This is a genomic window from Intrasporangium sp. (assembly GCF_040414665.1).
Lineage (GTDB): Bacteria > Actinomycetota > Actinomycetes > Actinomycetales > Dermatophilaceae > Intrasporangium.
The window spans coordinates 75,149-98,975 of record NZ_JBEDUL010000165.1 but is presented as its reverse complement, the minus strand read 5'-3'; the positions used below and the strand labels follow the sequence as shown (position 1 = coordinate 98,975).

Below are 23,827 nucleotides of genomic sequence, written 5' to 3'. Positions count from 1 at the left end.
TGGCGCTCACCGCAGACGCACGTCCACCTGGCCCACCTGACCGGCCACGGCGACCGCCGCGGTTGCCTCAGGCCAGGGCAGCGCCAGGTCATGGACGGTGACCGTGGCGTCGCCGTCCCCGAGGAGCTCACTGGATAGGCCGCTGGGCGGGGTCCGCAGTCCCGCCGGGTCCGTCCGCAGCCCGATCCCGTGGGCCTTGAGCGCCGCCTCCCTGCGCACCCAGCTGACGGCGTGTCGTCGCAGGAGGCCGTCGCCGCTGGGCACGACGTCTCGCTCGTCCGGGTGCAGCGCCACGGCCGGAAAGCCGGGGAACCGGACCGCCTCGGTCGACTCGATGTCGATGCCGAGCGGAAGGGCCGAGAGGGCAACCGCCACCCAGTCGTCGCAGCGCGAGAGGGACAGCTCGACTCCAGGGAATCCGAGGAGCACCGGGCGACCGTGGGGAGCGCCGCACCTCGTGCAGGTGCGATCGAAGCGGAGGGAGGTCGCGGTGGACCCGACCCGGCTCGCGACAGCACGACGCGCGAGCGCGTGCCCAGCGGCATACGACCTGGCAGTGGCCGGTGGGACGATCCGAGCCAGCGTGGCGCGCTCGTGGTCGTCGAGGAGGTCGCGGCCCTCCGGGACGTCGGCGACGCGCCGCACCCAGACGTCGACGGTGACCGCAGTGACAGTGCGGGGCGTGGACGATGCGGTCACTCGTCCATGGTGGCCCACTGCCGTGGCCCGTGCCGGGACGTCAGTGCAGCCGGACCCGCGGGTCGAGGCCGGCGTAGGCCACGTCGACGAGGATGTTGGCGACGACGACCGCCGCGGAGGCGAACAGGACGATGCCGATGATGACGGGCAGGTCCTGCTGGTTGATCGCATCGATGGCGGTCTTGCCGAGCCCGGGGAGGCTGAAGACGGTCTCGGTCACGACGACGCCACCGAGCAGGGTGCCGACGTCGATCCCGAACTGGGTGACGACGGGCGTCAGCGCGGCGCGCAGGCCGTGACGGACGACGACCCTTCTCTCGCCGATTCCCTTGGCCCGTGCGGTGCGGATGTAGTCCTCGCCGAGGACGTCGAGCATCGACGCGCGGGTCAGGCGGGTGTACGTGGCGGCCGACACGAGGGCGAGGGTCACCCACGGCAGGACGAGGTGCTGGAACCACGGCACGAACCCGTCGGTCAGGGGCGCGTAGCCGCCGGGCGGGAAGATGGTGATGCCGTTGAGGGTGAGCCGGAAGTAGAGGAAGTAGAGCAGGAGCAGGCCGAGCAGGAACGTCGGCATCGAGTAGAAGAACAGTGAGAACACGGTGAGCCCGCGGTCGACGTAGGAGCGAGGCCGGACGGCCGAGATGACCCCGTTGAAGACGCCGAAACCGAGCCAGAGAATCGAGGCGCCGATGACGAGCGAGAGCGTGATGGGCAGCGCGGCGGCCATGATCTCGGTGACGGGGACCTGGTGGTAGTAGTCGTAGCCGAGGTCACCGCGCAGGGCGTTGCCGAAGAAGCTGAGGTACTGCTTCCACAGCGGCTGGTCGAGCCCGAGCCGCTGCGAGATGAGCGCGACCGTCTCGGGCGTCGCCTGCCGTCCGGCGAGCGTCTGCGCCACGTTGTTGGGGGCGATGAAGAACAGGGCGAAGACTGCGAGGGTGATGAGCCAGAGGACGAGGATGCCGAGGGCGATGCGGCGCACGAGGAAGCGGGCCATGTGGGTCACTCCTCCCTGAGGAGATCGTCGCGCGGGTTGAACGCGTCACGCACGCCGTCGCCGAAGAGGTTGAAGGCCAGCGTCGTGATGAGCAGCGCCGCACCGGGGAAGATGACGAACCACCACGCCGTGGTGTAGTAGTTCTGCGCCGAGCTGATCATGCCGCCCCAGTCCGCCGTCGGCGGGGGCAGGCCGAGCCCGAGGAAGGACAGCGTCGCCTCGACGACGATGACGACGGGCACGAGCAGCGACGCATAGACGATGACCGGCGCGAGGACGTTGGGCATGACGTCGACGAACATGATCCTCCGGTCGCTGGCACCGAGCGACCTTGCGGCCTCGATGAACTCACGTTCTCGGAGCGAGAGCACCTGCCCTCGCACGATGCGTGCGACGCTCGCCCAGCTGAAGAAGCCGATGACGAGGACAGTGACGAGCAGGCTCGGACCGACGATCGAGACCAGCGCGATCGCGACGAGCAGGAACGGCACCGACAGGATGACGTCGATGAGGCGCGCCAGGATCGTGTCCACGACGCCACCGAGGTAGCCCGCCGCCAGGCCGACGACGACCCCGATGAAGACCGTCATGGCGGTCGCGACGACGCCGACGAGCAGCGAGATCCGGGCGCCGTAGGCGATCCGCACGAAGATGTCGCGCCCGAGGTCGTCCGTCCCGAACCAGAAGATGCGCGACGGCGGGACGGGGAGGCCGTCCGGCGTCAGCCCGATGTCGCGGTACTGGTCGTTGACGCCGTGCCCGGTCAGGGCCGTCGTGACCGGCGCGAAGATGGCCATGAGGATGACGAGGACGATGACCACGAGGGAGATCATGGCGACCCGGTCACTGCGCAGGCGCCGCCACGCGAGGTACCAGGGGCTGCGCCCCTGGATGGTGGCCCCACCCGGGCCTGGTTCCCCTGTGCCCGGAGGGGGCGCCGTGGTCTCTTCGATGCCGTATGCCGCTGAGCTGGCTGACGTGGTCATGGCGTGGCTCCCGAGGTGGTCGGTTGCACGAGTTCCTCGCCGACAGCGAGCGGGTGGAGGCACGCCGTGGGGTGGTCCTCCGCGTCGCCGAGGACAGGCACGAGCGGGGGATCGGTCACCGCGCAGTCCGCCTGGGCTTTGGGGCATCGTGGGTGGAAACGGCAGCCGGAGGGCGGGTTGGTCGGGCTCGGCAGGTCACCGGTGAGCACGATCCGCTCACGGCTGTCGGTCTGATCGGGGTCGGGCACCGGCCGCGCGGAGAGCAGCGCGCGCGTGTAGGGGTGGCGGGGTCGGGAGAACAGCTCGGCCGCGGGCGCGAGCTCGACGACCTTGCCGAGGTACATCACCGCGATCCGGTCGCTGACGTGGCGCACGACGGACAGGTCGTGGGTGATGAACAGGTAGGTCAGCTTGAACTCGTCCTGCAGGTCGATGAGCAGGTTGATGACCTGGGCCTGGATCGACACGTCGAGCGCGGAGACCGGCTCGTCGCAGATGAGCAGGCGGGGGCGTAGAGCCAGGGCCCGGGCGACGCCGATCCGTTGACGCTGCCCACCGGAGAAGTCGGCGGGGAAGCGGTTGTAGTGCTCCGGGTTGAGGCCGACCACCTCCATGAGCTCCTGCACCTTCTTGCGCCGCTCCGCACGGGATCCGATCCCATGGATGACGAACGGGTCGGCGATGATCGAGCCCACTCGGCGCCGTGGGTTGAGGGAGCCGTATGGGTCCTGGAAAATCATCTGGACCTCGCGCCGCACGGCGCGCATCTCCCGCCTGTCGAGATGGGTGATGTCCCTGCCCTCGAAGGTGATGGTGCCGCTCGTCGGCTCGTGCAGCCTGGCCAGGCAGCGGGCCAAGGTCGACTTGCCGCAGCCGGTCTCGCCCACGAGGCCGAGCGTCTCCCCGGGCTCGATGGCCAGGGACACACCGTCGACGGCGCGCACCTGGTCCCCTTGCTGGCGGCCGACCGACCGCGAGCGCGCGTTGAAATACTTGGTGAGCGAGTCCACCTGCAGCAGTGGCGTGTTCACATCACTTTCCCTCCACGGCATGCGACGGAGCGCCAGAACTGGTGTGGGCCGCGACCCCGGAGTACGTCCGCGCATGGGGCAGCCAGCAGGCTGACTGGTGCGCGTCGTCGCCGTCGACCGGCGCGAGCGGCGGGCGCTCGTCCCAGCACCGGTCGAAGACGTCGGGGCAGCGCGGCGCGAAGGGACACCCACCCGGGAGGGCGATGAGCGAGGGGGGCGTGCCCGGGATGGGCGTGAGGCGCTCGACACTGCTCCCCTGCGCAGGGAGGGATCCGAGCAGGCCCGCCGTGTACGGGTGGTGGTGCAGGTAGAACAGGGTGCGTCGCGGCGCCTGCTCCATGACGCCACCGGCATACATGACGATGACGTCGTCGGACATCTCCGCCACGACTCCGAGGTCATGGGTGATGAGGATGATCGCCGTGCCGAAGTCCTGCTGGAGGCTGCGCATGACGTCGAGGACCTGGGCCTGGACCGTCACGTCGAGCGCGGTCGTAGGCTCGTCCGCGATGAGCAGCGCCGGGTCGAGGGCCATGGCCATGGCGATCATGGCGCGCTGGCGCATTCCCCCCGAGAACTGGTGCGGGTAGTCGTCGACCCGACGCTTCGCGTTGGGGATCCCGACCGTGGCCAGGAGCTCGATCGCCCGCTCGTGGGCCTGGTCCTTCGACCGGGACCGGTCATGCGCCCGGATCATCTCGACGATCTGCCACCCGACGGTGTAGTACGGGTGCAGGCTCGACAGCGGATCCTGGAAGATCATGCCGATCTGGGCCCCGCGCACGTGCCGCAGCACCTCCGGGGGGGCCCCGATCAGCTCGACGCCGTCGAGGCGCGCGGACCCGGCGACCCGAGCGCCCCGTGCGAGGCCGGTGATGGCCTGCACGGTGGCGCTCTTGCCGGAGCCGGACTCGCCGACCACTGCGAGGGTGGCGCCCTGGTCCACGTCGAACGAGAGCCCGCGCACGGCACGGACGATTCCGTCCGGTGTGTTGAACGACACGTTCAGGTCACGTACCTCAAGGAGCGCCATGGTCGGTTCCTTCGTCCGTCAAAGGCTCGGTCAGCCGCCCTGCTTGTCTGCGCTCAACCAGACGTTGGTCGGGTCGAACTGCTGGAATTGAGGGATGAAGACGGAGTTGTGGACCTGCTCGGCGTGGTAGTTGGCGTTCTTCGGGTTGGTGATCGGGAAGAACGCTGCGTCCTGCATCACCTGCCGGTCAGCCTGGGCCCACAGCGTTGCGGCTGCGTCCCGGGTCGGGGCCTGGACCGCCTGGGCGATGACGCTGTTGGTGGCCGGGCTGTTGTAGAGGCCGAAGTTGCTGCCCACGGGCGGGAACGACGGCGGTCCGGAGAAGAGCGGGTTGAAGAAGGACAGCGCCGCGTCGCCGTACCAGTCGGCGCCCCACCCCGCGATGGCGAGGTCCCAGACACCGCGCCGGGCGACCGAGGGCACCTGGAGGTACTTCGTGTAGAAGTCCGCATTGGGTGACGGCACACCGACGACATTGACGCCGACCTTCGACAGGTCCTGCTGGAGGGTCTGGAAGACCTTGCTCGAGCCCTCCGACTTGTTGCGGTAGAGGACCTTGAGGGTCATGTTCGCCTGCCCGGCGCTGGCGAGCATCGACTTCGACTTGTTCGCGTCGTACGGGTAGAGGTCGAAGCTGTTCTCACCGCCGACGATGACCGGTGGCAGCACGTGGGATAGCGGCGGGTTGATGGTCGGACCACCGAGGACCTGGATCATGTTGCTGCGGTTCAGGCCGTAGGACAGGGCCTGACGGACCGCTGCCGTCTTCAGGGCGCCACCGTTGTTCGGCGACTCCGTGTTGAAGACGACGTACGGGTTGTTCGAGGCCTGCTCACCGAGGTTGAGCTTGGGGTCCTTCGCGGCGATGAGCGCGGGGAGCTGCGAGGGCGGCGGGCCGAGGTCGAAGCCCATGTCCGCGGCCGGCGTGCCCGTCTGCAGCTGCTGCTGGATCGAGTCCTGCGTGAGCGTCTGGTTGATGTCGATCTTGTCGACGTACGCCTTGCGGATCGGGTCGGTGTCGGCCTTCCAGGCTGGGTTGCGCGTGAACACGATCGACTTCGTCGGGCTGTAGGACTCGACTTGGTAGGGGCCGTCCGACAGCGTGTGCTGCGCGAGCTCTGCGCTCGCGGGGACGTAGGCGTCCCACTCCTTCGGAGCCGGTGAGAACGCCGGCAGGGTGAGCATGTCGACGAAGAACGACGCCGGGTGGTTGAGCGTGAACACGACGTTGAGGTCGCCGTTCGCCTTGACGCCCGGCAGGTCGGTCGAGTTGATGTAGTTCGCGATGGAGCTCGCGTCGGGCTTGACCTTGGCGAAGCCATCACAGAAGGACTTCATCCCGGAGATGAGGTCGATGAAGTCGGGCAGACCGCCGAACGGCTGGGCCGGGTTGCACGTGCGCTTGACGCCGCGGACCACGTCCGCGGCCGTCACCTCGCGTGGCGGACTGGTGTTCCACATGACACCGGAACGGAGCGTGATGGTGTAGGTCTTGCCATCCGCACTCAACCCGGAGCCCTCCTTGGGGATCGCGGTGGCGAGGTCGGGCACGGTGGTCGTCACCTGGCCGTTGACGGCGGGATAGGTGAACAGCTGCCTGCTCCACATCCGTAGACCCAGGTACCCGATGGAGTAGTAGCTGATGTTCGGGTCCATGTAGTCGACGTCTCCGGTCCCAAGCATGTTGAGCGTGCCGCCGCGCACGGCGGCCCCCTCGCCCGTCGCAGTCTGTCCCGCCCCGGGCGTCGCGCTGCTGCACGCGGTCAGGACGAGGGCGGTGGCGACACTGGTGCCTGCCGCCGCTAACGCCTTGGTTCTCGAAGTCATCACGTCCTCCTTCGGCTGCCCTGCAGGCCGGCAGGGCGAGGTGCCTGCGTGACCGCCTGCAAGTGATGACGACCCGAACGTAGGCACGATCCAGCCGGCGGCTGCGTTCGAGTCGCGCGTCGTCACGTGATCGCAAGGCTGTGGTCACGCGCCGTGGGGGAACATGACATTCGTGTGACACTTCTCGGCGGGACGAGATGAGACTCGGGACGCGAGCGGATTACGCTGGTGCCGTGAGGCGAAGCGTCTTACTGGTTGAGGACGACGCCAGGGTCCGGCGGGTTCTGCGGCTCGCCCTGGAGGACGAAGGTTTTGAGGTCACCGAGGCGGCCACCGGCGAGCAGGGCCTGGAGTCCTGTCATGGGTCCGGCCCCGACATCGTGCTGCTCGACCTGATGCTCCCGGACCGGGACGGATTCGCGGTGTGTCGCGAGTTGCGCCGGACGAGCTCGGTCCCCGTCATCATGGTGACGGCTCGGACGGACAGCCACGACGTGGTCGGCGGACTCGAGGCGGGCGCTGACGACTACGTGACCAAACCCCTCGTCGCCAAGGAGCTCACTGCACGGATCCGTGCCCTGCTGCGGCGCGTTGAACCTGCTATGGACCGCAGCCCCCGAAGGGTGGATTTCGGTGACCTCTCAATAGGTCTCGATGATGGTGTCGTGCTCCTGGGAGGAGAAGTGGTGCCGCTGACCCGCACCGAGTTTCGCCTGCTCGTCGAGCTGGCGGTCGCCGACGGCCAGATCTGCAGCCGAGAGCGACTGCTCGACCGCGTCTGGGGCTATGGCTACTTCGGCGACAGCAGGTTGGTCGACGTCCACGTGCGCCGGCTACGGACCAAGGTCGAGCGCGATCCCGCGACACCACGCCACGTGGTGACCGTCCGCGGACTCGGCTACCGACTGACTGCCTAGGGGGTCGCCACGGGAACGCCCACTCGCACCTCATCGAGGCGCCTCGGCGTGCGTGCGCGAATGGCCCTGACCTTCGGCCTGCTCGCTGGAACCCTCTCGCTCGGGTTGTCGATCCTGGCCTGGGTCGTGGTGTCGTCCAACCTGGTCAGCGAGGCGAAGGCCCATGCCGTGACGGAGGCAGTGCTCGACAGGGACGCGGTGCAGGCAGCGGTCGTGCACGGCCCCGAGGCCGTCGACAAGGCCTTGCCCGCCAAGGTGCGGTCGGGCAAGAGCCCCCTGGCCCTCGTCGGAGGCCACTGGCTCTCGGGGGCGCCGGGCTTCGGCCCGGAGCAGCTACCCGTTGATCTCAGGAAGGGCCACGCGCCCATGGAGGGTGTTGTCCAGCGGACGAGCGTCGCTGATGCGCCCTACCTCGTCGTGGCACTGCCGCTCCAACCATCCGGCAATGCGTACTTCGAATGGATCCCGGAGGGGGCCCTCGGGCCCATGCTGCAGCGGCTCGCGCTCGGCCTCACCGCGTCGGCGCTGGTCATGACGGCCGTTGGTCTCCTCCTCGGGAGGTCGGCGACCGGGCTCGCCCTGCGCCCCCTGGCCTCGCTCGGGAGTGTTGCAGGGCGGGTCGCACGGGGTGATCTCAGCGCCCGGCTCCCCACCGACGACGACCCCGACCTGCGAGAGATCGCAACGTCGTTCAACGCCACCATTGACGAGCTGCAGCGGCGGGTCAGGATGGAGTCACGGTTCGCCCTCGACGTCAGCCATGAGCTCCGGACGCCGCTCACCACGATGCTCAACTCGGTCGAGGTCATCCGCAACCGACGCGAGAACCTGCCTCGCGACGTCCGCGAGCCGCTGGACATGCTGACCGCCGACGTGCAGCGCTTCCGCAGCCTGGTCGTCGACCTGCTCGAGTTCTCCCGTGATGACGCGGGAGACCGGTTGGTGAGCGAGGAGGTCGTCATCGCCGACCTCGTCCGGCACGCCGCCGATGCGGCCGCCGGCCGGTGCGTCACCGTCGTGGATCCTGAGGCAGAGGGTGTCGTGATGGCTGTCGAGAAGCGTCGGCTGGAGCGGGTCGTGGCCAACCTCGTCGGCAACGCCGAGACGCATGGCGCCGGCTGCACCGAGGTGCGGGTCAGCAGGAGTGACGGCGTGGCGCGGATTCTCGTCGACGACGCCGGGCCGGGCGTACCGCCCAGCGAGCGGCGTCGCGTCTTCGACCGGTTCGCTCGCGGCGATGGCCGCGGCAGCGCGGTGGGATCTCCCGACGGAGTCAGCGGATCGGGCATCGGGCTTGCCATCGTCGAGCGCCACGTCACGCTGCACGGCGGGAAGGTGTCGGTCGACTCGAGCCCGTCAGGCGGGGCTCGCTTCATCGTTGACCTGCCGATCGCCAGCCCGGCGTCGACCCGTCGCGTCCTGGCGGGATCGGCGGACCGGTCCCACCCGGGAGGGCCGGACGGCGCGCTGGGATGACAGGTGGCCCGCGGACGGGCAGAGTGTGGGAGTGCTCCGCCAACGACTCCCGGTGCGGCCCCTGACGGCTGCGGATCGCGACACCGCGTTGGCATGGTGCGCCCGGGACCGGCCGGCCAACGTCTTCGTGGCCGCCAGGATCGAGGAGGGGGCGCTGCGATCCAACCCGGGCGCCCTCCTCGGACACTGGGTCGACGGCCGCCTCGACGGGCTGGCCTGGGCTTCTGCCAACGTCGTGCCGGTCGGTCTCGACGAGTCGGGCGTCGCCGACATCGCTGCTCGAATCATGCGCCAGCGCCGACAGTGTGCCTCGATCTTCGGGCCGAGCGAACAGGTCGTCGGCCTGTGGAACCGCCTCGGTCCCTCATGGGGACCCGTCCGCGCCATCCGTGGTCACCAACCCCTCCTCGCCACCTCAACCCGGCCCTCGAGGCTCGGCCTCGCGATCGACCCAGCGGTCCGGCCGGCGACGATGGCCGAGGTCGGGCTGGTCGTCCCGGCCGCCGCGCACATGTTCACCGAGGAGATCGGCTACCCCCCGTACTTCGGCTCGGACCGCAGCTATCGCGCCGGTGTCGCAGCGCTGATCCGGCAGGGCCACACGTTCGTGCGCATCGAGGGCGACGAGGTCATCTTCAAGGCCGACATCGGCTCATTGGCGCTGGGTGGCGCGCAGGTCCAGGGCGTCTGGGTGCACCCGCGACTGCGCGGACAGGGGCTCGCCGTGCCTGCCATGGCGGCCGTCGTCGAGCACATCCTCGGCGGGTTGGCCGAGGAGGTGTCCCTCTACGTCAACGACTACAACGTCGCCGCGCGGGCGACCTACGCCCGCTGTGGCTTCCGTGAGGTGGGCGCCTTCACGACTGTTCTGCTCTGAACGTCTCCCGCACAGGCGGCTGAGCGGGGCTCTGGGTCCGCGCCGATACCGGGACCCGATGGCGGCGCTCTCCCTAGAATGAGGAGTCCGTTCCAGTGGCTCGGGGTGCCGTGACAGAGTCCCGGCAGAGGCGGTGCCGACATGCCTGACATCGAGGTCATCCACACCCAGACCTTCTGTGCCCTGTGCGTCTCCAGGTGCGGCGCGCGGGCCACGACGATCGACGGCGAGTTTGTGGCGCTGGAGCCCGACCCCTCCCACCCGACGGGCCACGCGCTGTGCCTGAAGGGGAAGGCGGCCCCCGAGATCACGCGTCACCCGGACCGTCTGCTCCATCCCCTGCGTCGAACGCGGTCCAAGGCGAGTCCGGACCCGGGCTGGGAACGGATCAGCTGGGACGAGGCGCTCGACACCATCGCCGGGCGCCTGTCCACGTTGGCTCGCGAGCACGGGGCCGAGTCGGTCGCCTTCAGCACGTCGTCGCCCTCGACGTCGGCCCTGTCGGACACGGTCGACTGGGTTGCGCGGCTGCGCCGGGCGTTCGGCAGCCCGAACCAGTGCGTCTACATGGAGCTGTGCGGGTGGGGCCGCTACCAGGCACCGTTGTACACCTTCGGGGCGCCGGTTCCCGGCGTCTACATGCCGGACCTGGAGCGAGCCGGGTGCATCCTCTTCTGGGGCTACAACCCGTCGGTCGCGCGGCTCGCTCATGCCACGAGCACCGTGGCCGCGGTGGCCCGCGGCGCCCGCCTCGTGGTGGTCGACCCTCGGCGTGCGGGGCTGGCGAGCAAGGCGCAGCACTGGCTGCAGGTCCGTCCCGGCACCGACGGGGCGCTCGCCCTCTCGCTCATCGACGTCATGATCGAGAACGACTGGTACGACGCGGAGTTCGTGCGGCAGTGGACCAACGCCCCACATCTCGTGCGGTCTGACACCGGTCGACTGCTCCGTGCCCGCGACCTCTCCGCGACGGCAGACCCGGCGGCCCTGGTCGCCTTCGACCTGCAGCGGGGAGTCCCCGTCGAGTACAGCCCGTCCGCGGGCCGTTACGCAGTGGACGCCGTGGACGCCGTGGATACTGCCCACCTTGCCCTCCGGGGCCAGTTCGACGTGGACACCCAGGCAGGGCCGGTGCGCTGCCTTCCGGTCCTCGAGGTCGTGGCCAGGGCGAGCCACCAGCTCGAGCCCGGCGCGGCCGAGCGAGTCACGGGGGTGCCGGCGGACCAGATCGTGGCCACGGCCGAGACGCTGTGGCGGTCGCGGCCGGTCGCCTTCTACGCGTGGAGCGGGCTGGAGCAGCACGGCAATGTCAGCCAGACGATACGAGCGATCGACATCCTCTATGCGCTGACCGGGTCCATCGACCGCCCGGGTGGCAACGTCCTGTTCACGCCGGTGCCGACCAACGCGATCGACGGAGCGGGCCTGCTCCCGGCGGGGCAACGCGCCAAGACGCTCGGTGTCGGGACGCGCCCTCTCGGACCGTCGCGGTTCGAGTTCGTCACGGGAGAGGCCCTCGTGGCGTCCGTCCTCGAGGGCGAGCCGTATCGAGTCCGTGGCCTGGTGAACTTCGGCGCCAACCTCACCATGGCCCACGGCGACAGCGCGCGGGTGCGTGAGGCACTGGCAGCGCTCGAGTTCTTCGTGCATGCGGACCTGTTCCTCAACCCGACGGCCGAGCTCGCGGACATCGTGCTGCCCGTGACGAGCGCCTTCGAGGCCGAGGGACTGAGGGTCGGCTTCGAGGTCAGCCAGGAGGCGCAGTCCCTGGTCCAGCTGCGCCGACCCGTCTCGCGCCCACGCGGAGAGGCCCGGTCCGACCTGCAGATCGTCTTCGCGCTCGCGACAGGGCTGGGCCTCGGCCAGCACTTCTGGGACGGGGACGTCGACGCGGGGCTGCGCCACCAGCTCGAGCCGAGCGGGGTGACGCTCGAGCAGCTGCGCGCCGAGCCGGGCGGCGTGCGCGTGCCCCTCGTCACGCGGCACGAGAAGCACGCACAACGCGACGACGACCGACCCCGCGGGTTCGGCACGCCTTCCCGCAAGGTCGAGCTCTTCTCGGACGTCTTGGCCGAGCACGGCTACGCGCCTGTCCCCGGGTTCGTCGAGCCGTCGTTGAGCCCGGTGTCGCGCCCTGACCTCGCCGAGCGGTTCCCACTCGTCCTCACCTGTGCCAAGTCGCTCTTCTTCTGCGAGACGCAGCACCGCAACGTCGCTGCGCTGCGCAAGAGCGCGCAGGACCCGCCAGTAGAGCTGAACCCGGTGACGGCGCGAGCCAGGGGGATCGCGGCAGGCGACTGGGTGCGGGTCTCCACGCCCCACGGCGACATCCGCGCCCGAGCACGACTCAACTCCAACCTGGCCCCCGACGTCGTGTGTGCCCAGCATGGCTGGTGGCAGGCCTGCGAGGAGCTCGGGCTGCCCGGCTATCCGCCCTTCGGCGCGGGCGACGAAGAGCTGAGTGCCAACCTGAACCTGGTGCTGCGGCAGGGCCCGAGCGACCCGATCAGCGGCAGCTCCCCCCTGCGCGCGACGCTCTGCGACGTCGCTCCACTCGAGCCCGCACTGCAGGACTCGGCCCACGGCACCCAACCGATCGAGTGAACAGCTTTGGGGGTGGGCAGGTTCCCGGAAGTCGTTCACTCGATCGGTTGGGGGGCCCGCGAGGGGTATGCCGCTGAGCCCGGTCCCAGCCGCCGGGCACTCCCGCACGTGCGAAGTTTCCCGTCGTGGGGTGGCCGGGATCCCGGAAGTCGTTCATTCGACAGGCGTGGAGAAGGCGATCGTGATGTCGTCGCCGATGCGCCGATAGCCCATCGCCTGGTAGATCTTGTTGCTCGTCGGGTTCGACAGGTCCGTGAAGAGCATGCATGACTCGCCCGCGTCCATCCGCTCTGCGCTGAGCGCGGCGACCACCGCGGACGCGTAGCCGTGACCGCGCAGCTCGACGGGAGTCCACACACCGCTGATCCGCGTGACGCCGCCGTTGGCCGGCGACGCGTGCGCCATCGAGACGGGGCGTCCCTCGTCGACCCAGAACCCGACCCGCCCGGCGGCGACGCGGTGGGCGAGGCTGTTGACCTTGCGTGGGGTGTGCTCCACGCTGTCGCTGAAGTCCTGGGCCCAACGGTCCACGAGGCCGAGCTCCTCGGGGCGGGCGAGGCGGTAGTGCCCGGTCACGGTGAAGGGCAACGTCGGCCGGGCCGGCAGGTCGAAGGCTCCGACCTCCATGATCGTCCGGGCCGATGACCCGGTGAGTCGGACCCAGGCGTCCCGGAAGGCCTCGGCCGGCCCGCTTCGGCCGCCGACGCCGGGTAGGGAGTCCCGCTCCGCGGCAAGCTGCTGGGCGAGCGCCACGGCCTGCCCCGGCGTCGCCACGGCGACGTGGAGGGGATAGGGCGGGGTGTGCATGAACGCCGCGACGACCTGCCCGGACGCGTCCCGGCCGGCCCACCAGCGCCTGTCCTTGTACTGTGCAGGATCGGCGAGGACCCCGTCGGCCACACTCGCGATGACGGACAGGAGGGCGGGCTCGTCGGCAATGAGCCGGCCGAACCAGGACTTTGCCTCAGCCGGATCGCGAGTGCACTGGAAGGTGACGGAGGTGGGCGGCATACGACCACTGTCCCAAGGCGCGGGGAGGTGCTCCACCGACTTTCGCACATCGCACCCGCTCAGTGGGACACGCGTGCGACGACCTCGCCGTGGGTCATGGCGAACCAGGCGTCCGGGTGCTGCGACCACGCAGCCCAGTCCCGGCTGATCCGCTCGAGGTCGGCTCGGCTGGCGAGACCGCGTTCGATCGCCTGGCTCGCGTACGTCGACTCGAGAGTGCGACGCGCCCAGACGCCGCCCCACCATGCGGTCTGCTCGGGCGTCGAGTAGGTCCACAACGACGCCGAGGGCGCGAGGTCGTCAAGACCCGCCGCGTGCGACCAGGCGAGCAGGCGCCGTCCGGCGTCGGGCATCGCCCGGTTGGCTCGGGCGAGCCGACGGTAGAGGTCGAGCCAGTGAGTCATGCCGTCGGACGCGGGGTACCAGACCATCGAGGCGTAGTCCACGTCACGGACGGCCAGCAGTCCGCCGGACCGCGCGACGCGCGCCATCTCCCGCAGCGCGGCCACCGGGTCGACCAGGTGCTGGAGGACCTGGTGGGCGTGCACGACGTCGAAGGTGTCCGCCTCCCAAGGCAGCTCGTAGACGTCAGCCCGCAGGAACTGAGTCCGACGATCGCCACGCACAGCCGCGTTGCGGCGGGCCTCGACGAGCGGTTCCTCGACCGGTTCGATCCCGATCACCTGGCCGGTGCCGACCGCGTCGGCGAGGTCGAGCGTGATGGTCCCCGGGCCGCAGCCGACGTCGAGCATGGACGTGCCCTCTCGCAGGTGGGGCAGGAGGTATGCCGCTGAGTCGGCGGCGGTGCGCACGCCGTGGGACGCGATGACGCTGGGATGGTGGCCGTGGAGGTAGACGTCGCCCATGCGTCCGACCGTACGGGGCACCCAGCGAGCGCGGAAACGGAGGCGAGCCCAGCGGCATACGGCAGATATCCTTCCGTCGTCAACGTCACTGCCCACCACGTCCCGAGGAGCCAGCCCGTGGTCCTGCACATGTCGTCCCTGTTCCTGCGCACCCTGCGCGAGGACCCGGCGGACGCTGAGGTCCCGAGCCACCGGCTCCTCGTCCGGGCGGGCTACATCCGCCGGGTCAGCCCGGGCGTCTACACGTGGCTGCCGCTGGGCCTGCGGGTGCTGCGCAACGTCGAGCGCGTCGTCCGCGAGGAGATGGACGCCATCGGCTCGCAGGAGCTGCTCTTCCCGGCCCTGCTGCCGAGGGAGCCGTTCGAGTCGACCGGTCGGTGGATGGAGTACGGCGACAACATCTTCCGGCTCAAGGACCGCAAGCAGGCCGACTACCTGCTCGGGCCGACCCACGAGGAGATGTTCACCCTCACGGTCAAGGACCTCTACTCCTCGTACAAGGACCTGCCGCTGTCGATCTACCAGATCCAGACGAAGTACCGCGACGAGGCCCGGCCGCGCGCCGGCCTGCTCCGCGCCCGCGAGTTCGTCATGAAGGACAGCTACTCGTTCGACCTCGACGAGGCGGGCCTGGACAAGAGCTACCAGGCCCACCGCGAGGCCTATGTGCGGATCTTCGACCGGCTCGGGTTCCACTACGTCATCGTCGAGGCGATGGCCGGCGCGATGGGCGGGTCCAAGAGCGAGGAGTTCCTCGCCACCGCGGAGGTGGGCGAGGACACCTACGTCCGCTGCAGCAACTGCGGGTACGCCGCCAACGTCGAGGCGGTCAAGGTCCCGGTCCCGGAGCCGGTCGGGTGGGACGGGGTGCCGGCAGCCCATGCGGAGGACACGCCGGACACGCCGACGATCGAGACCCTCGTCGCCCACCTCAACGAGCACTTCCCGCGGGACGACCGCGCATGGACGGCGGGCGACACGCTCAAGAACGTCGTCGTCACGCTCGTTCACCCCGACGGAACGCGCGAACCGCTGGCCATCGGCGTGCCCGGCGACCGTGACGTCGACGAGAAGCGGCTCGGTGCCCAGGTCGAGCCGGCCGAGGTGGAGGCCTTCGACGAGAAGGCGTTCGCGGAGCACCCCGGGCTCGTCAAGGGCTACATCGGCCCCGGAGCGCTCGGGACCGAGGGCACGACGGGCATCCGCTACCTGCTCGACCCTCGAATCTCCGAGGGCACGCGGTGGGTCACCGGCGCGAACGAGCCCGGCCGCCACGTGATCGACCTCGTCGTCGGCCGTGACTTCACGGGTGACGGGACGATCGAGGCGGCCGAGGTGCGCTTCGGTGACCCCTGCCCGAACTGTGACCACGTCCTCGAGGGAGCCCGCGGCATCGAGATGGGTCACGTCTTCCAGCTCGGCAAGAAGTACGCCGAGGCGCTCGACCTCCGGGTCCTCGACCAGAACGGCAAGCTGGCGACGGTCGTCATGGGGTCCTACGGCGTCGGCGTCTCGCGTGCCGTGGCCTGCGTCGTCGAGGGCAACTACGACGACGCCGGCATCATCTGGCCCCGTGAGCTCTCGCCGGCGGACGTCCACATCGTTGCCGCGGGCAAGGACGAGCCGCTCTTCGTCGCGGCAGAGAACCTGGCGCGCGAGCTCGAGGCCCGGGGTCTGACCTGCATCGTCGACGACCGCCGTGGCGTCAGCCCGGGCGTCAAGTTCAAGGACTCCGAGCTCATCGGGGTGCCGACCATCGTCGTCGTCGGCCGCGGCCTCGCCGAGGGGAAGGTCGAGATCAAGGACCGCCGCTCGGGGGAGCGCCGCGAGGTGGCTCTGGACACGGCCGCCGAGTCGGTGCTCGCCGAGGTGCGGGGCTCGTGACCGATACCGAATCGGCGTCCACGCGCCCCGGCAGGGCGCTGGTCAAGGCGGTCATCTTCGACTGGGGCGGCACCATCACGCCGTGGCACACGGTTGACCTTCGTGCGCAGTGGACCGCCTTCGCCGACGGCGCCGGTCTGGTGGCATGCTCGCGCGACGACCTCGTGAGCGCCCTGTTTGCCGCGGAGGACCTCGCGTGGAAGCGCGGCCGCTCCGAGGGGCTGAGCGCGCGCCTCCACGAGATCCTCGAGTCCTGCGGCCTGCCGCACGGGGACGCCCGGACGGAGGCCGGCACCGCGGCCTACCGTGCGTTCTGGGAGCCGCACACCTTCACCCATCCCGCCATCGGCCCGCTGTGGGAATCGCTGCGCGCCAAGGGGATCCGCATCGGCGTGCTGTCCAACACGATCTGGGACCGCGACTACCACCGGGGCATCTTCGAGCGAGACGGCGTGCTTGACCTCATCGATGCAGATGTCTACTCGAGCGAAGTGCCGTGGGTGAAGCCCCAGGCAGAGATCTTCGCCCATGCCGCTGGTGCGTTGGGGGTCTCCGCCGACGAGTGTGCCTACGTCGGGGACCGCTCCTTCGAGGACGTGCACGGCCCGCAGCAGGTCGGGATGCGGGCCATCTGGATCCCACACTCCGAGATCCCGGTCGACCAGCAGGTGTCGCACGAGGCGACTCCCGACGCCGTTGCGCACGACCTCGTCGACATCGCGACGATCGTCGACGCCTGGAACCTCCTTTGACGGAGGACCTGACGCCGGGCGTCATCGCCCTGCTGGGCGTCGCGGCCCTCGCCGCGGGCTGGATCGACGCGGTCGTCGGTGGTGGCGGCCTGATCCAGCTGCCGGCCCTGCTCATCGGGATCCCGTCCGCGACTCCTGCGCAGCTGCTCGCGACAAACAAGGTGAGCTCGATCTTCGGCACGGCGACCAGCTCGGTGACCTACTTCCGACGCGTGGGCGCCGACCTGCGAACGGCGCTGCCCATGGCGGGGGTCGCCTATCTCGGAGCCATCGGCGGCGCCGTCATCGGGCTGCACATCCCCAAGTCGGCGTTCTACCCGATCATCCTCGTGCTCCTCGTCGTCGTCGGCGCCTACACGATCCTGCGGCCGGACCTCGGCCGGGAGTCGATCAAGCGCTTTCACGGGCACAAGCACGTCGCGCTCGCGATGCTCACCGGATTCGTCATCGGCGTCTACGACGGGGCGCTCGGCCCGGGTACCGGGTCGTTCCTCGTCTTCGCCCTCGTCGGCCTGCTCGGATACACCTTCCTCGAGGCCAGCGTGAAGGCGAAGATCGCCAACTTCGCGACCAACCTCGGCGCGTTGACGGTCTTCGCCCCGGGCGGGCACGTCCTGTGGCAGGTCGGCCTCGTCATGGCGATGGGCAACATCGCAGGCGGCTACATCGGGGCTCGCACCGCGGTCGCCCGGGGCAGCGGCTTCGTCCGGGCCGTGTTCGTCCTGATCGTCTCGGCCTTCATCGTCCGGATCGGCGGCAGCCTCCTCGGCTGGTGGACCTGAACCCCGGGGCGCGAGGGGCGACACTCACACTGGGGTCACTCTGACCTCACAGAAAGGCCACAGGGCTCGGCCGAAGGGTCGAGGCCATGACGAGGCCCCGAACCCCCGACTACTCGACGTCTTCGACCTGGCGAGGTCCATCGACTGCGTTTCGAGCGGACCGCGGCGACATCAAGCGGGTCCCGGGATGGTGGCGCGATGCCTCCGCCATCATCGCTTGGGGGCTCGTCCTCTTCGTCGTCTGCCTCTGGCTCGGTGGAGGCGCGTTGGGCGAGCTGGGTCTCATGGGTTCCGCCGCCGACGCCGTGACCAGCGTCGGGCGTCTCAGCGGTCTGCTTGCCTCGGTCCTCATCCTGATCCAGGTCGCGATCATGGCCCGGATCCCCTGGGTCGAGCAGGCGTGGGGCCAGGACGAGCTGGCCCGGGTGCACCGAATCGTCGGCTTCACCTCCTTCAGCCTGATGCTCACCCACATCGCGCTCACCATCGTCGGCTACGCCATGGGCACGGGGGCGGAGGTGCTCGCCACCTTCCTCGACGAGGTGCTGGGTTCGCCCGGAATGCTGTTGGCGCTGGCCGGCGCCATCGCCCTCGTCATGGTTGCGCTCACGTCCCTCAGGAGGGCCCGGGCACGATTGCGCTACGAGTCGTGGCACCTCCTCCACCTCTACGCCTACCTCGGTGCCGGACTGGCGCTGCCGCACCAGCTGTGGACGGGACGGGACTTCCGGTCGAGCACCGTCGCCACGGTGTTCTGGTGGGGGCTGTATGCCGCTGTGCTCGCGTCCGTCGTCGCCTTCCGTGTCGTCCTGCCGCTCCTCCGCTCCCGCCGTCATGCGCTCGTCGTGCGTGACGTGGTGGCCGAGTCGCCGGACGTCGTGTCCGTCGTGATGGAGGGTCGCGATCTCCACCGGCTGCCGGCTCGGGCGGGGCAGTTCTTCCAGTGGCGCTTCCTCGGGGCTCCGGGTTGGTCGCGGGCGAACCCCTACTCCTTGTCGGCGGCTCCGAACGGCCAGACGCTGCGGATCACCGCGAGGGGCGTCGGCGACTCATCCGCGCGGCTCGCCGGCCTCGCCCCCGGCACCAGGGTGCTCCTCGAAGGGCCGTACGGCCGGCTTCATGCCGGGGTGGCGGTCCGGGACAGATGGCTGCTCATGGGCGCCGGCATCGGCATCACTCCGCTGCGCGCCCTCCTCGAGGAACTGCCGGCGGGGACCGACCGGACGGTGGTCGTCTATCGGGCGAGCAGCGGGGACGAGCTGGTGTTGACCGATGAGCTGCTGTCACTGGCGGAGTCCAAGGGCGCTCGCGTGCTCTCGATGCTCGGTCCCCGAGCCACCAGCCGCCACAGCTGGCTCCCGGAGGACGCGGCCCAGGTGGACGACGCCGAGGCCCTTCGCTCGATCGTCCCCGACATCGCCCACCGTGAGGTCTACGTGTGTGGCAGTGCGCCCTGGATGGAGCTCGTCATCCGTGCCGCCCAACGGTCAGGGGTCCCGCCCGAGGCGATCCACCACGAGCGCTTCACCACCTGAACCGAACTCGGCCCTCGCCTACCCGGACACCAGCGAACCCACCGCACGCACGATGAGGAAACCACCATGCGACGCATCACCTTCTGGGCCCTGAGCACTCTGACTGTTCTGGTCCTGCTCTTCAGCTATCACACGTCACGGTCCTCCGTCGCCGCGCTGCCGTCGTTGACCACGCAGGCGGTGGTCAGCCAGCAGTCGGCGACCCCGTCGAGCTCGCAGCCGACGACCTCCTCGACCTCGCCGTCGGGTGCTTCTGGCACCTTCTCCGGGGACGAGGTCATGACTCGGTACGGCGTGGTCCAAGTGCGGATCACCGTCGACGGGGGTCGGATCACTGCTGCGGAGGCGATCCAGTTCCCGACGGCGGACCGCCACGACCAGATGATCAACTCGCAGGCCGTGCCGGTCTACAACTCCGAGGCGGTGGACGTCCAGTCGGCCGACATCGACGTCGTGTCGGGGGCGACCGTGACGTGGGAGGGCTACACCTCCTCACTCCAGTCGGCCATCGACCAGGCTCACCTGTGAGGGGCCGGACATGACGACGCCGACGATGAAGAGCCCGGCAGGCCGTCCGCTGCAGCGAAGGGCCTGGGTGGAGCAGGTCATGGGGCTGCCGGTGAGCATCCACCTCAGGGGCGAGGCGATCGACGAGTCCCGTTCGAGCGCTGCGGTGCAGGCCGCCTACGCGACGTTACGACGGCTCGAGGGCATCTTCTCGACCTACCGCACCGACAGCGAGGTCATGCGGTTGCGTCGCGGCGAGCTGTCGATCGACGAATGCTCGGACGAGGTGCGCGACGTGCTGGGCGTCGGAGAACTCGCCGAGCAGCGGACGTGTGGGGCGTTCACCACGCTGCTGCCGACCGGCGCGGGAGACCTCGCGTTCGACCCGACCGGCCTGGTCAAGGGTTGGGCGGTGGAGCGAGCGGCTCGAGAGCTGGTCGGTCTCGCTGGCCTGTCCTACTGCATCAACGCTGGCGGTGACCTGATGATCGGCGTCGGCGCAGACCTGCCGCTCAGCGGCCCGGGATCGATCAGCTGGCGGGTCGGGATCGAGGACCCACGGAATCGGTCCGCCATCGCGGGAACGGTCCAGATGACGCACGGCGCAGTCGCCACCTCCGGCACGGCGGCGCGGGGCGCGCACCTGTACGACCCGGCCACCGGCGAGCACGTCGGACGTTCCGGCTCGGTGACTGTCATGGGTCCGGAGCTCGTGTGGGCAGACATCTGGGCGACCGCGCTGTTCGTCGGTGGAGAGCGGGCACGTGACGCCTTTGCCCTGGCCGCGCCGGACTACCTCTCAACTGCGTTGTAGCAATTTTGGTCTTGACTTAATTAAGCAGAAGCGAAAATACTTGGCTCGTGCACGCATTCGACGTTCTCGGTGACCCGGTTCGCCGACGGCTGCTCGTCCTCCTTTCCCAGGGGGAGCAGTCGTCAGGCGAGCTGGCGCGGGTCATCGGCGACGAGTTCGGCATCTCGCACCCGGCCGTCTCGCAGCACCTGAAGGTGCTGCGCGACAACGGGTTCACCACGGTTCGAGCCGAGGGCACCCGGCGGATCTATGCCGTTGACCCTGCTCCATTGGAGGAGCTGGACATGTGGCTCTCGCACTTCCGGGCCTTCTGGACGCAGCGGCTCGACGCCCTCGGCACGGAGCTGCGGCGGGGCAGACGAGCCGCGGCTGCGCAGACGCCGGCCCCAACCGACCATGCCAACGAAGAGAACACACCTCACAAAGGAGTTCCCGATGAAAACGCTGGACCAGCTCGACGCCGTGGACCGCGCCGTCGGAACGGGAAGCCGTGACGACCGAGAGACCAAGTCGGTCGTCCTCACCCAGACCTACCCGGTGCCTCTCGCGGACCTCTGGGACGCCTGCACCGATGCCGAGCGGATCTCGCGGTGGCTCATGCCGGTCACCGGTGACCTCCGCGAGGGCGGCCACTACCAGCTCCACGGCAATGCCGGCGGCACCATCGAGGAGTGCGTGCCCCAGGACCGCATCCGCCTCACGTGGGAGTTCGGTGCCATGGGCGTCTCGTGGGTCGTCGCCACGTTCCGGGCGGAGGGTGACAGCTCCCAGCTCCGCGTCGAGCACATCGCGCACGTCGACGAGCGGTGGCCGGACTTCGGTCCCGGAGCGGTCGGCATCGGCTGGGACATGATGCTCCTCGGGCTCTCGATGCACCTGACCACTGGCGAGCACCTCGACGACGCCCAGGCGCTCGAGTGGCAGATGAGCCCCGAAGGCCTCGAGTTCATGAAACGCAGCCTCGCCGGCTGGACGGAGGCGCAGATCGCATCGGGCGAGGATCGCGCGGCCGCCGAAGCCGCCGCGCAACGCTGCCTGGCTGCCTACACGGGCGACGCCTGATCGCGCCAGCCCTGACTCCCGCCCACTTTTCTCGTCGAGTGTGCAGTTCGCGCCGGGCGCACGGCGCCCACTCGAGCAGGCCTGTCGTCGAGTGTGCAGTTCTCGCCGGGCGCGAACTGCACACTCGACGAGGACTTGGCCCCACCCGCTAGGTCGAGTGGGCAGGCATTGTCCCTCGCGCGCGGCCTGAGATGGCCTGGCTGAGTTCCTCGGTCGTCGTCACCGGCCGGTCGCACACGAAACCACGGCAGACGTATGCCGCTGGGTTGCCTTCCACAAGAGGGCGATCCGCGAGCAGGGGGATCCCGGGCGTATCGGGCTCCCCGTGGACGAGCACCAGGCCGGGGCTCGACGAGAGCCGCGTGGTGCGGGCGAGTGCTTCGCCGCTGACCCCGTCGCCGACGATGGCGACCTGGAGCGGCCCGGCCGCAAGGGCCTCCGCGACAGTGAGGGTCCACCCACCGAAGCGGGGCTCGCGGACGGCGAGTGCCATCCCGGCCTCGACGGCGCGGCGCCCTGCCTCGACGTCGTCCGAGGAGCCGGTCAGAGCGCCGAGCGTCACCAGAGCGCCGGCGAGAGCGGACTGGCCGGATGGCTCGGCGTTGTCGGCGCCGCTGCGCGGACGCAGGAACAGCTGCTCCGCGTCCGAGGCGGTGTCGTGGAAGCCGCCGTCCTCGGCGGCAAAGCGGTCTCGCGCCTGCGCCAGCAGCCGTTTCGCAGCGAAGAGCCACCGCGCCTCGCCCGTCGCCTGATGCAGCGCGAGCAGCCCCTCGGCGAAGTTGCCGTGGTCATCGGCCACCCCCGCAGCCTCGCCGACGCGGCCGTCCCGGGAGGCACGCCGAAGGTGCCCGTCGACGACATGCACATCGAGCACCAGGTCCGCGCAGCTGGCAGCCGCCGTGACCCACTCTGGCTCGTCGAGGATCGCCCCGGCCTCCGCCAGGGCGGCGATGGCGAGACCGTTCCACGACGTCACGACCTTGTCGTCCCGGGCTGGTTGGGGACGCTCGGCCCTGGCACCAGCGAGCCGCCCCCGCACGTCGTCGAACCAGGTCCGGTCGTCGGGATCGCTGAGGAGCTGAAGGGTCGAGGTGCCGTGCTCGAACGTCCCACCCGCGGTCACCGACAGAAGCCGTGCGGCGCGAACGCCGTCGTCCTCACCCAGCACTTCGATGAGCTCACCAGGGGTCCAGACGTAGGTCAGGCCTTCGACGCCGTTCGTGTCGGCATCGAGCGAGGACGCGAACCCGCCCTCGGCCGTGCGCAGCGCATCGAGAAGGAAGGTTGCCGTCTCCCGAGCCACCTTCTCCGCCAAGGGCCTGCCATTCAGACGCCACCAGTGCGCGTACACCCGCAACAACAGCGCGTTGTCGTAGAGCATCTTCTCGAAGTGCGGCACGACCCAGCTCGCGTCCACGGAGTAGCGCGCGAAACCCCCGCCGACCTGGTCGTACATGCCGCTACGAGCCATCGCCTCGAGGGTCCGGTTCGCCATGGCAAGCGATGCGTCGTCACCGGTCCGGGCATGGTGTCGCAGCAGGAACTCGAGCACCATCGACGGCGGGAACTTCGGCGCCGTCCCGAATCCACCTGCGGCGGAGTCGAACTGACCCGACAACATGATGACTGCACGGTCGAGCTCAGCGAGCTCAGCGGCATACGGCTGAGGGCTTCCGACGGCCTCGCGAAGGGCACCGGCGATGTGAAGGCCGGAGGCGCGCACCTCGTCCTCTCGGGTGCGCCACGCCTCGTCGATGGCGTCGATGATGCGAAGGAAGTGCTCGCGAGGGAAGTAGGTGCCGGCGAAGAAGGGCTGTCGGTCGGGGGTGAGGAAGACCGTCATCGGCCACCCGCCCTGGCCCGTCAAAGCGGTGACCGCGGACATGTAGACCGCGTCGATGTCGGGTCGCTCCTCACGATCCACCTTGACGGACACGAACCGGTCGTTCAGCGCTTGGGCCACGTGCTCGTCCTCGAAGGACTCGTGCGCCATGACGTGGCACCAGTGGCACGCGGCGTAGCCCACCGACAAGAGGACGGGGACATTGCGCTCACGCGCCTCGGCGAAGGCAGCATCACCCCACTCCTGCCAGTGGACCGGGTTGTCCCGGTGCTGGAGGAGATACGGGCTGGTGGCCGCGCTGAGTCGGTTGCTCATCACCCC

The 23,827-nt window shown here is 69.7% G+C and carries 21 protein-coding genes; 12 read left to right on the top strand and 9 right to left on the bottom strand.

Annotated features, from left to right (window positions below):
- Positions 1 to 6 precede the first annotated feature (6 nt).
- From ABF401_RS17765 to ABF401_RS17740, 6 genes are read right to left on the bottom strand one after another with little or no spacing between them, the layout of a single operon-like run.
- Positions 7 to 699, bottom strand: coding sequence for a 4'-phosphopantetheinyl transferase family protein (locus ABF401_RS17765; RefSeq protein WP_353510916.1), 693 nt, complete (start codon positions 697 to 699; stop codon positions 7 to 9).
- A 40-nt stretch (positions 700 to 739) separates the two neighbouring features.
- A complete protein-coding gene (locus ABF401_RS17760) occupies positions 740 to 1,699 on the bottom strand; it encodes an ABC transporter permease (protein WP_353510915.1) in 960 nt (319 codons plus the stop codon).
- 5 nt (positions 1,700 to 1,704) lie between these two features.
- Positions 1,705 to 2,685, bottom strand: a complete 981-nt coding sequence (locus ABF401_RS17755) for an ABC transporter permease (RefSeq protein ID WP_353510914.1) — start codon at positions 2,683 to 2,685, stop codon at positions 1,705 to 1,707.
- Positions 2,682 to 3,716 carry an ABC transporter ATP-binding protein gene (locus tag ABF401_RS17750; RefSeq protein WP_353510913.1) on the bottom strand — a complete coding sequence of 345 codons (1,035 nt, stop codon included), beginning with the start codon at positions 3,714 to 3,716 and terminating at the stop codon, positions 2,682 to 2,684. The genes ABF401_RS17755 and ABF401_RS17750 overlap by 4 nt, the downstream gene beginning before the upstream one ends.
- A gap of 1 nt (position 3,717) precedes the next feature.
- Entirely contained in the window at positions 3,718 to 4,749 is a 1,032-nt protein-coding gene (locus ABF401_RS17745) for an ABC transporter ATP-binding protein (RefSeq protein WP_353510912.1), read from the bottom strand.
- Between the two features lie 30 nt (positions 4,750 to 4,779).
- A complete protein-coding gene (locus ABF401_RS17740) occupies positions 4,780 to 6,576 on the bottom strand; it encodes an ABC transporter substrate-binding protein (RefSeq protein ID WP_353510911.1) in 1,797 nt (598 codons plus the stop codon).
- Positions 6,577 to 6,809: 233 nt separating this feature from the next.
- Here ABF401_RS17740 and ABF401_RS17735 point away from each other — a divergent pair, with 233 nt between their 5' ends.
- The 4 genes from ABF401_RS17735 (at position 6,810) to ABF401_RS17720 (ending at position 12,450) form a co-directional block, all read left to right on the top strand.
- Positions 6,810 to 7,493 (top strand): response regulator, encoded by a 684-nt coding sequence (locus ABF401_RS17735; protein ID WP_353510910.1) that lies wholly within the window; start codon positions 6,810 to 6,812, stop codon positions 7,491 to 7,493.
- A 60-nt stretch (positions 7,494 to 7,553) separates the two neighbouring features.
- Positions 7,554 to 8,969, top strand: a complete 1,416-nt coding sequence (locus ABF401_RS17730; protein ID WP_353510909.1) for a HAMP domain-containing sensor histidine kinase — start codon at positions 7,554 to 7,556, stop codon at positions 8,967 to 8,969.
- A gap of 25 nt (positions 8,970 to 8,994) precedes the next feature.
- Positions 8,995 to 9,846 (top strand): GNAT family N-acetyltransferase, encoded by an 852-nt coding sequence (locus tag ABF401_RS17725; protein ID WP_502908279.1) that lies wholly within the window; start codon positions 8,995 to 8,997, stop codon positions 9,844 to 9,846.
- Positions 9,847 to 9,987: 141 nt separating this feature from the next.
- Positions 9,988 to 12,450 (top strand): molybdopterin-containing oxidoreductase family protein, encoded by a 2,463-nt coding sequence (locus ABF401_RS17720; RefSeq protein ID WP_353510907.1) that lies wholly within the window; start codon positions 9,988 to 9,990, stop codon positions 12,448 to 12,450.
- 153 nt (positions 12,451 to 12,603) lie between these two features.
- Here the strand turns inward: ABF401_RS17720 and ABF401_RS17715 are convergent, their stop codons facing one another.
- On the bottom strand, positions 12,604 to 13,461 hold the full coding sequence (locus ABF401_RS17715; protein ID WP_353510906.1) for a GNAT family N-acetyltransferase: 858 nt from the start codon (positions 13,459 to 13,461) through the stop codon (positions 12,604 to 12,606).
- A gap of 59 nt (positions 13,462 to 13,520) precedes the next feature.
- Positions 13,521 to 14,327 carry a methyltransferase domain-containing protein gene (locus ABF401_RS17710; RefSeq protein WP_353510905.1) on the bottom strand — a complete coding sequence of 269 codons (807 nt, stop codon included), beginning with the start codon at positions 14,325 to 14,327 and terminating at the stop codon, positions 13,521 to 13,523.
- A gap of 117 nt (positions 14,328 to 14,444) precedes the next feature.
- Between ABF401_RS17710 and ABF401_RS17705 the strand changes: the two genes are divergently transcribed.
- The 8 genes from ABF401_RS17705 (at position 14,445) to ABF401_RS17670 (ending at position 21,663) form a co-directional block, all read left to right on the top strand.
- Positions 14,445 to 16,211 carry a proline--tRNA ligase gene (locus ABF401_RS17705; RefSeq protein ID WP_353510904.1) on the top strand — a complete coding sequence of 589 codons (1,767 nt, stop codon included), beginning with the start codon at positions 14,445 to 14,447 and terminating at the stop codon, positions 16,209 to 16,211.
- Complete coding sequence (locus tag ABF401_RS17700) at positions 16,208 to 16,963, top strand: HAD family hydrolase (protein ID WP_353510903.1); 756 nt, start codon at positions 16,208 to 16,210, stop codon at positions 16,961 to 16,963. Before ABF401_RS17705 ends, ABF401_RS17700 begins: the two co-directional genes overlap by 4 nt.
- On the top strand, positions 16,960 to 17,745 hold the full coding sequence (locus ABF401_RS17695) for a TSUP family transporter (protein WP_353510902.1): 786 nt from the start codon (positions 16,960 to 16,962) through the stop codon (positions 17,743 to 17,745). Before ABF401_RS17700 ends, ABF401_RS17695 begins: the two co-directional genes overlap by 4 nt.
- Positions 17,746 to 17,831: 86 nt before the next feature.
- A complete protein-coding gene (locus ABF401_RS17690; protein WP_353510901.1) occupies positions 17,832 to 19,280 on the top strand; it encodes a ferredoxin reductase family protein in 1,449 nt (482 codons plus the stop codon).
- A gap of 66 nt (positions 19,281 to 19,346) precedes the next feature.
- A complete protein-coding gene (locus ABF401_RS17685) occupies positions 19,347 to 19,808 on the top strand; it encodes an FMN-binding protein (RefSeq protein ID WP_353510900.1) in 462 nt (153 codons plus the stop codon).
- Between the two features lie 10 nt (positions 19,809 to 19,818).
- On the top strand, positions 19,819 to 20,601 hold the full coding sequence (locus ABF401_RS17680) for an FAD:protein FMN transferase (protein WP_353510899.1): 783 nt from the start codon (positions 19,819 to 19,821) through the stop codon (positions 20,599 to 20,601).
- Positions 20,602 to 20,648: 47 nt separating this feature from the next.
- Positions 20,649 to 21,095, top strand: a complete 447-nt coding sequence (locus ABF401_RS17675; RefSeq protein WP_353510898.1) for an ArsR/SmtB family transcription factor — start codon at positions 20,649 to 20,651, stop codon at positions 21,093 to 21,095.
- Complete coding sequence (locus tag ABF401_RS17670; protein ID WP_353510897.1) at positions 21,037 to 21,663, top strand: SRPBCC domain-containing protein; 627 nt, start codon at positions 21,037 to 21,039, stop codon at positions 21,661 to 21,663. The genes ABF401_RS17675 and ABF401_RS17670 overlap by 59 nt, the downstream gene beginning before the upstream one ends.
- A 148-nt stretch (positions 21,664 to 21,811) precedes the next feature.
- Here ABF401_RS17670 and ABF401_RS17665 read toward each other — a convergent pair whose 3' ends face one another.
- A complete protein-coding gene (locus ABF401_RS17665) occupies positions 21,812 to 23,821 on the bottom strand; it encodes a thioredoxin domain-containing protein (RefSeq protein WP_353510896.1) in 2,010 nt (669 codons plus the stop codon).
- Positions 23,822 to 23,827 lie beyond the last annotated feature (6 nt).

Bases quoted from the DNA above. Each gene is read 5' to 3' on its own strand.
- ABF401_RS17730 (WP_353510909.1), top strand. From the start codon at position 7,554: ATGGCCCTGACCTTCGGCCTGCTCGCTGGAACCCTCTCGCTCGGGTTG.
- ABF401_RS17670 (WP_353510897.1), top strand. From the start codon at position 21,037: ATGAAAACGCTGGACCAGCTCGACGCCGTGGACCGCGCCGTCGGAACG.
- ABF401_RS17665 (WP_353510896.1), bottom strand. From the start codon at position 23,821: ATGAGCAACCGACTCAGCGCGGCCACCAGCCCGTATCTCCTCCAGCAC.
- ABF401_RS17680 (WP_353510899.1), top strand. From the start codon at position 19,819: ATGACGACGCCGACGATGAAGAGCCCGGCAGGCCGTCCGCTGCAGCGA.
- ABF401_RS17690 (WP_353510901.1), top strand. From the start codon at position 17,832: ATGACGAGGCCCCGAACCCCCGACTACTCGACGTCTTCGACCTGGCGA.
- ABF401_RS17760 (WP_353510915.1), bottom strand. From the start codon at position 1,699: ATGGCCCGCTTCCTCGTGCGCCGCATCGCCCTCGGCATCCTCGTCCTC.
- ABF401_RS17740 (WP_353510911.1), bottom strand. From the start codon at position 6,576: ATGACTTCGAGAACCAAGGCGTTAGCGGCGGCAGGCACCAGTGTCGCC.
- ABF401_RS17755 (WP_353510914.1), bottom strand. From the start codon at position 2,685: ATGACCACGTCAGCCAGCTCAGCGGCATACGGCATCGAAGAGACCACG.
- ABF401_RS17720 (WP_353510907.1), top strand. From the start codon at position 9,988: ATGCCTGACATCGAGGTCATCCACACCCAGACCTTCTGTGCCCTGTGC.
- ABF401_RS17685 (WP_353510900.1), top strand. From the start codon at position 19,347: ATGCGACGCATCACCTTCTGGGCCCTGAGCACTCTGACTGTTCTGGTC.
- ABF401_RS17715 (WP_353510906.1), bottom strand. From the start codon at position 13,461: ATGCCGCCCACCTCCGTCACCTTCCAGTGCACTCGCGATCCGGCTGAG.
- ABF401_RS17745 (WP_353510912.1), bottom strand. From the start codon at position 4,749: ATGGCGCTCCTTGAGGTACGTGACCTGAACGTGTCGTTCAACACACCG.
- ABF401_RS17710 (WP_353510905.1), bottom strand. From the start codon at position 14,327: ATGGGCGACGTCTACCTCCACGGCCACCATCCCAGCGTCATCGCGTCC.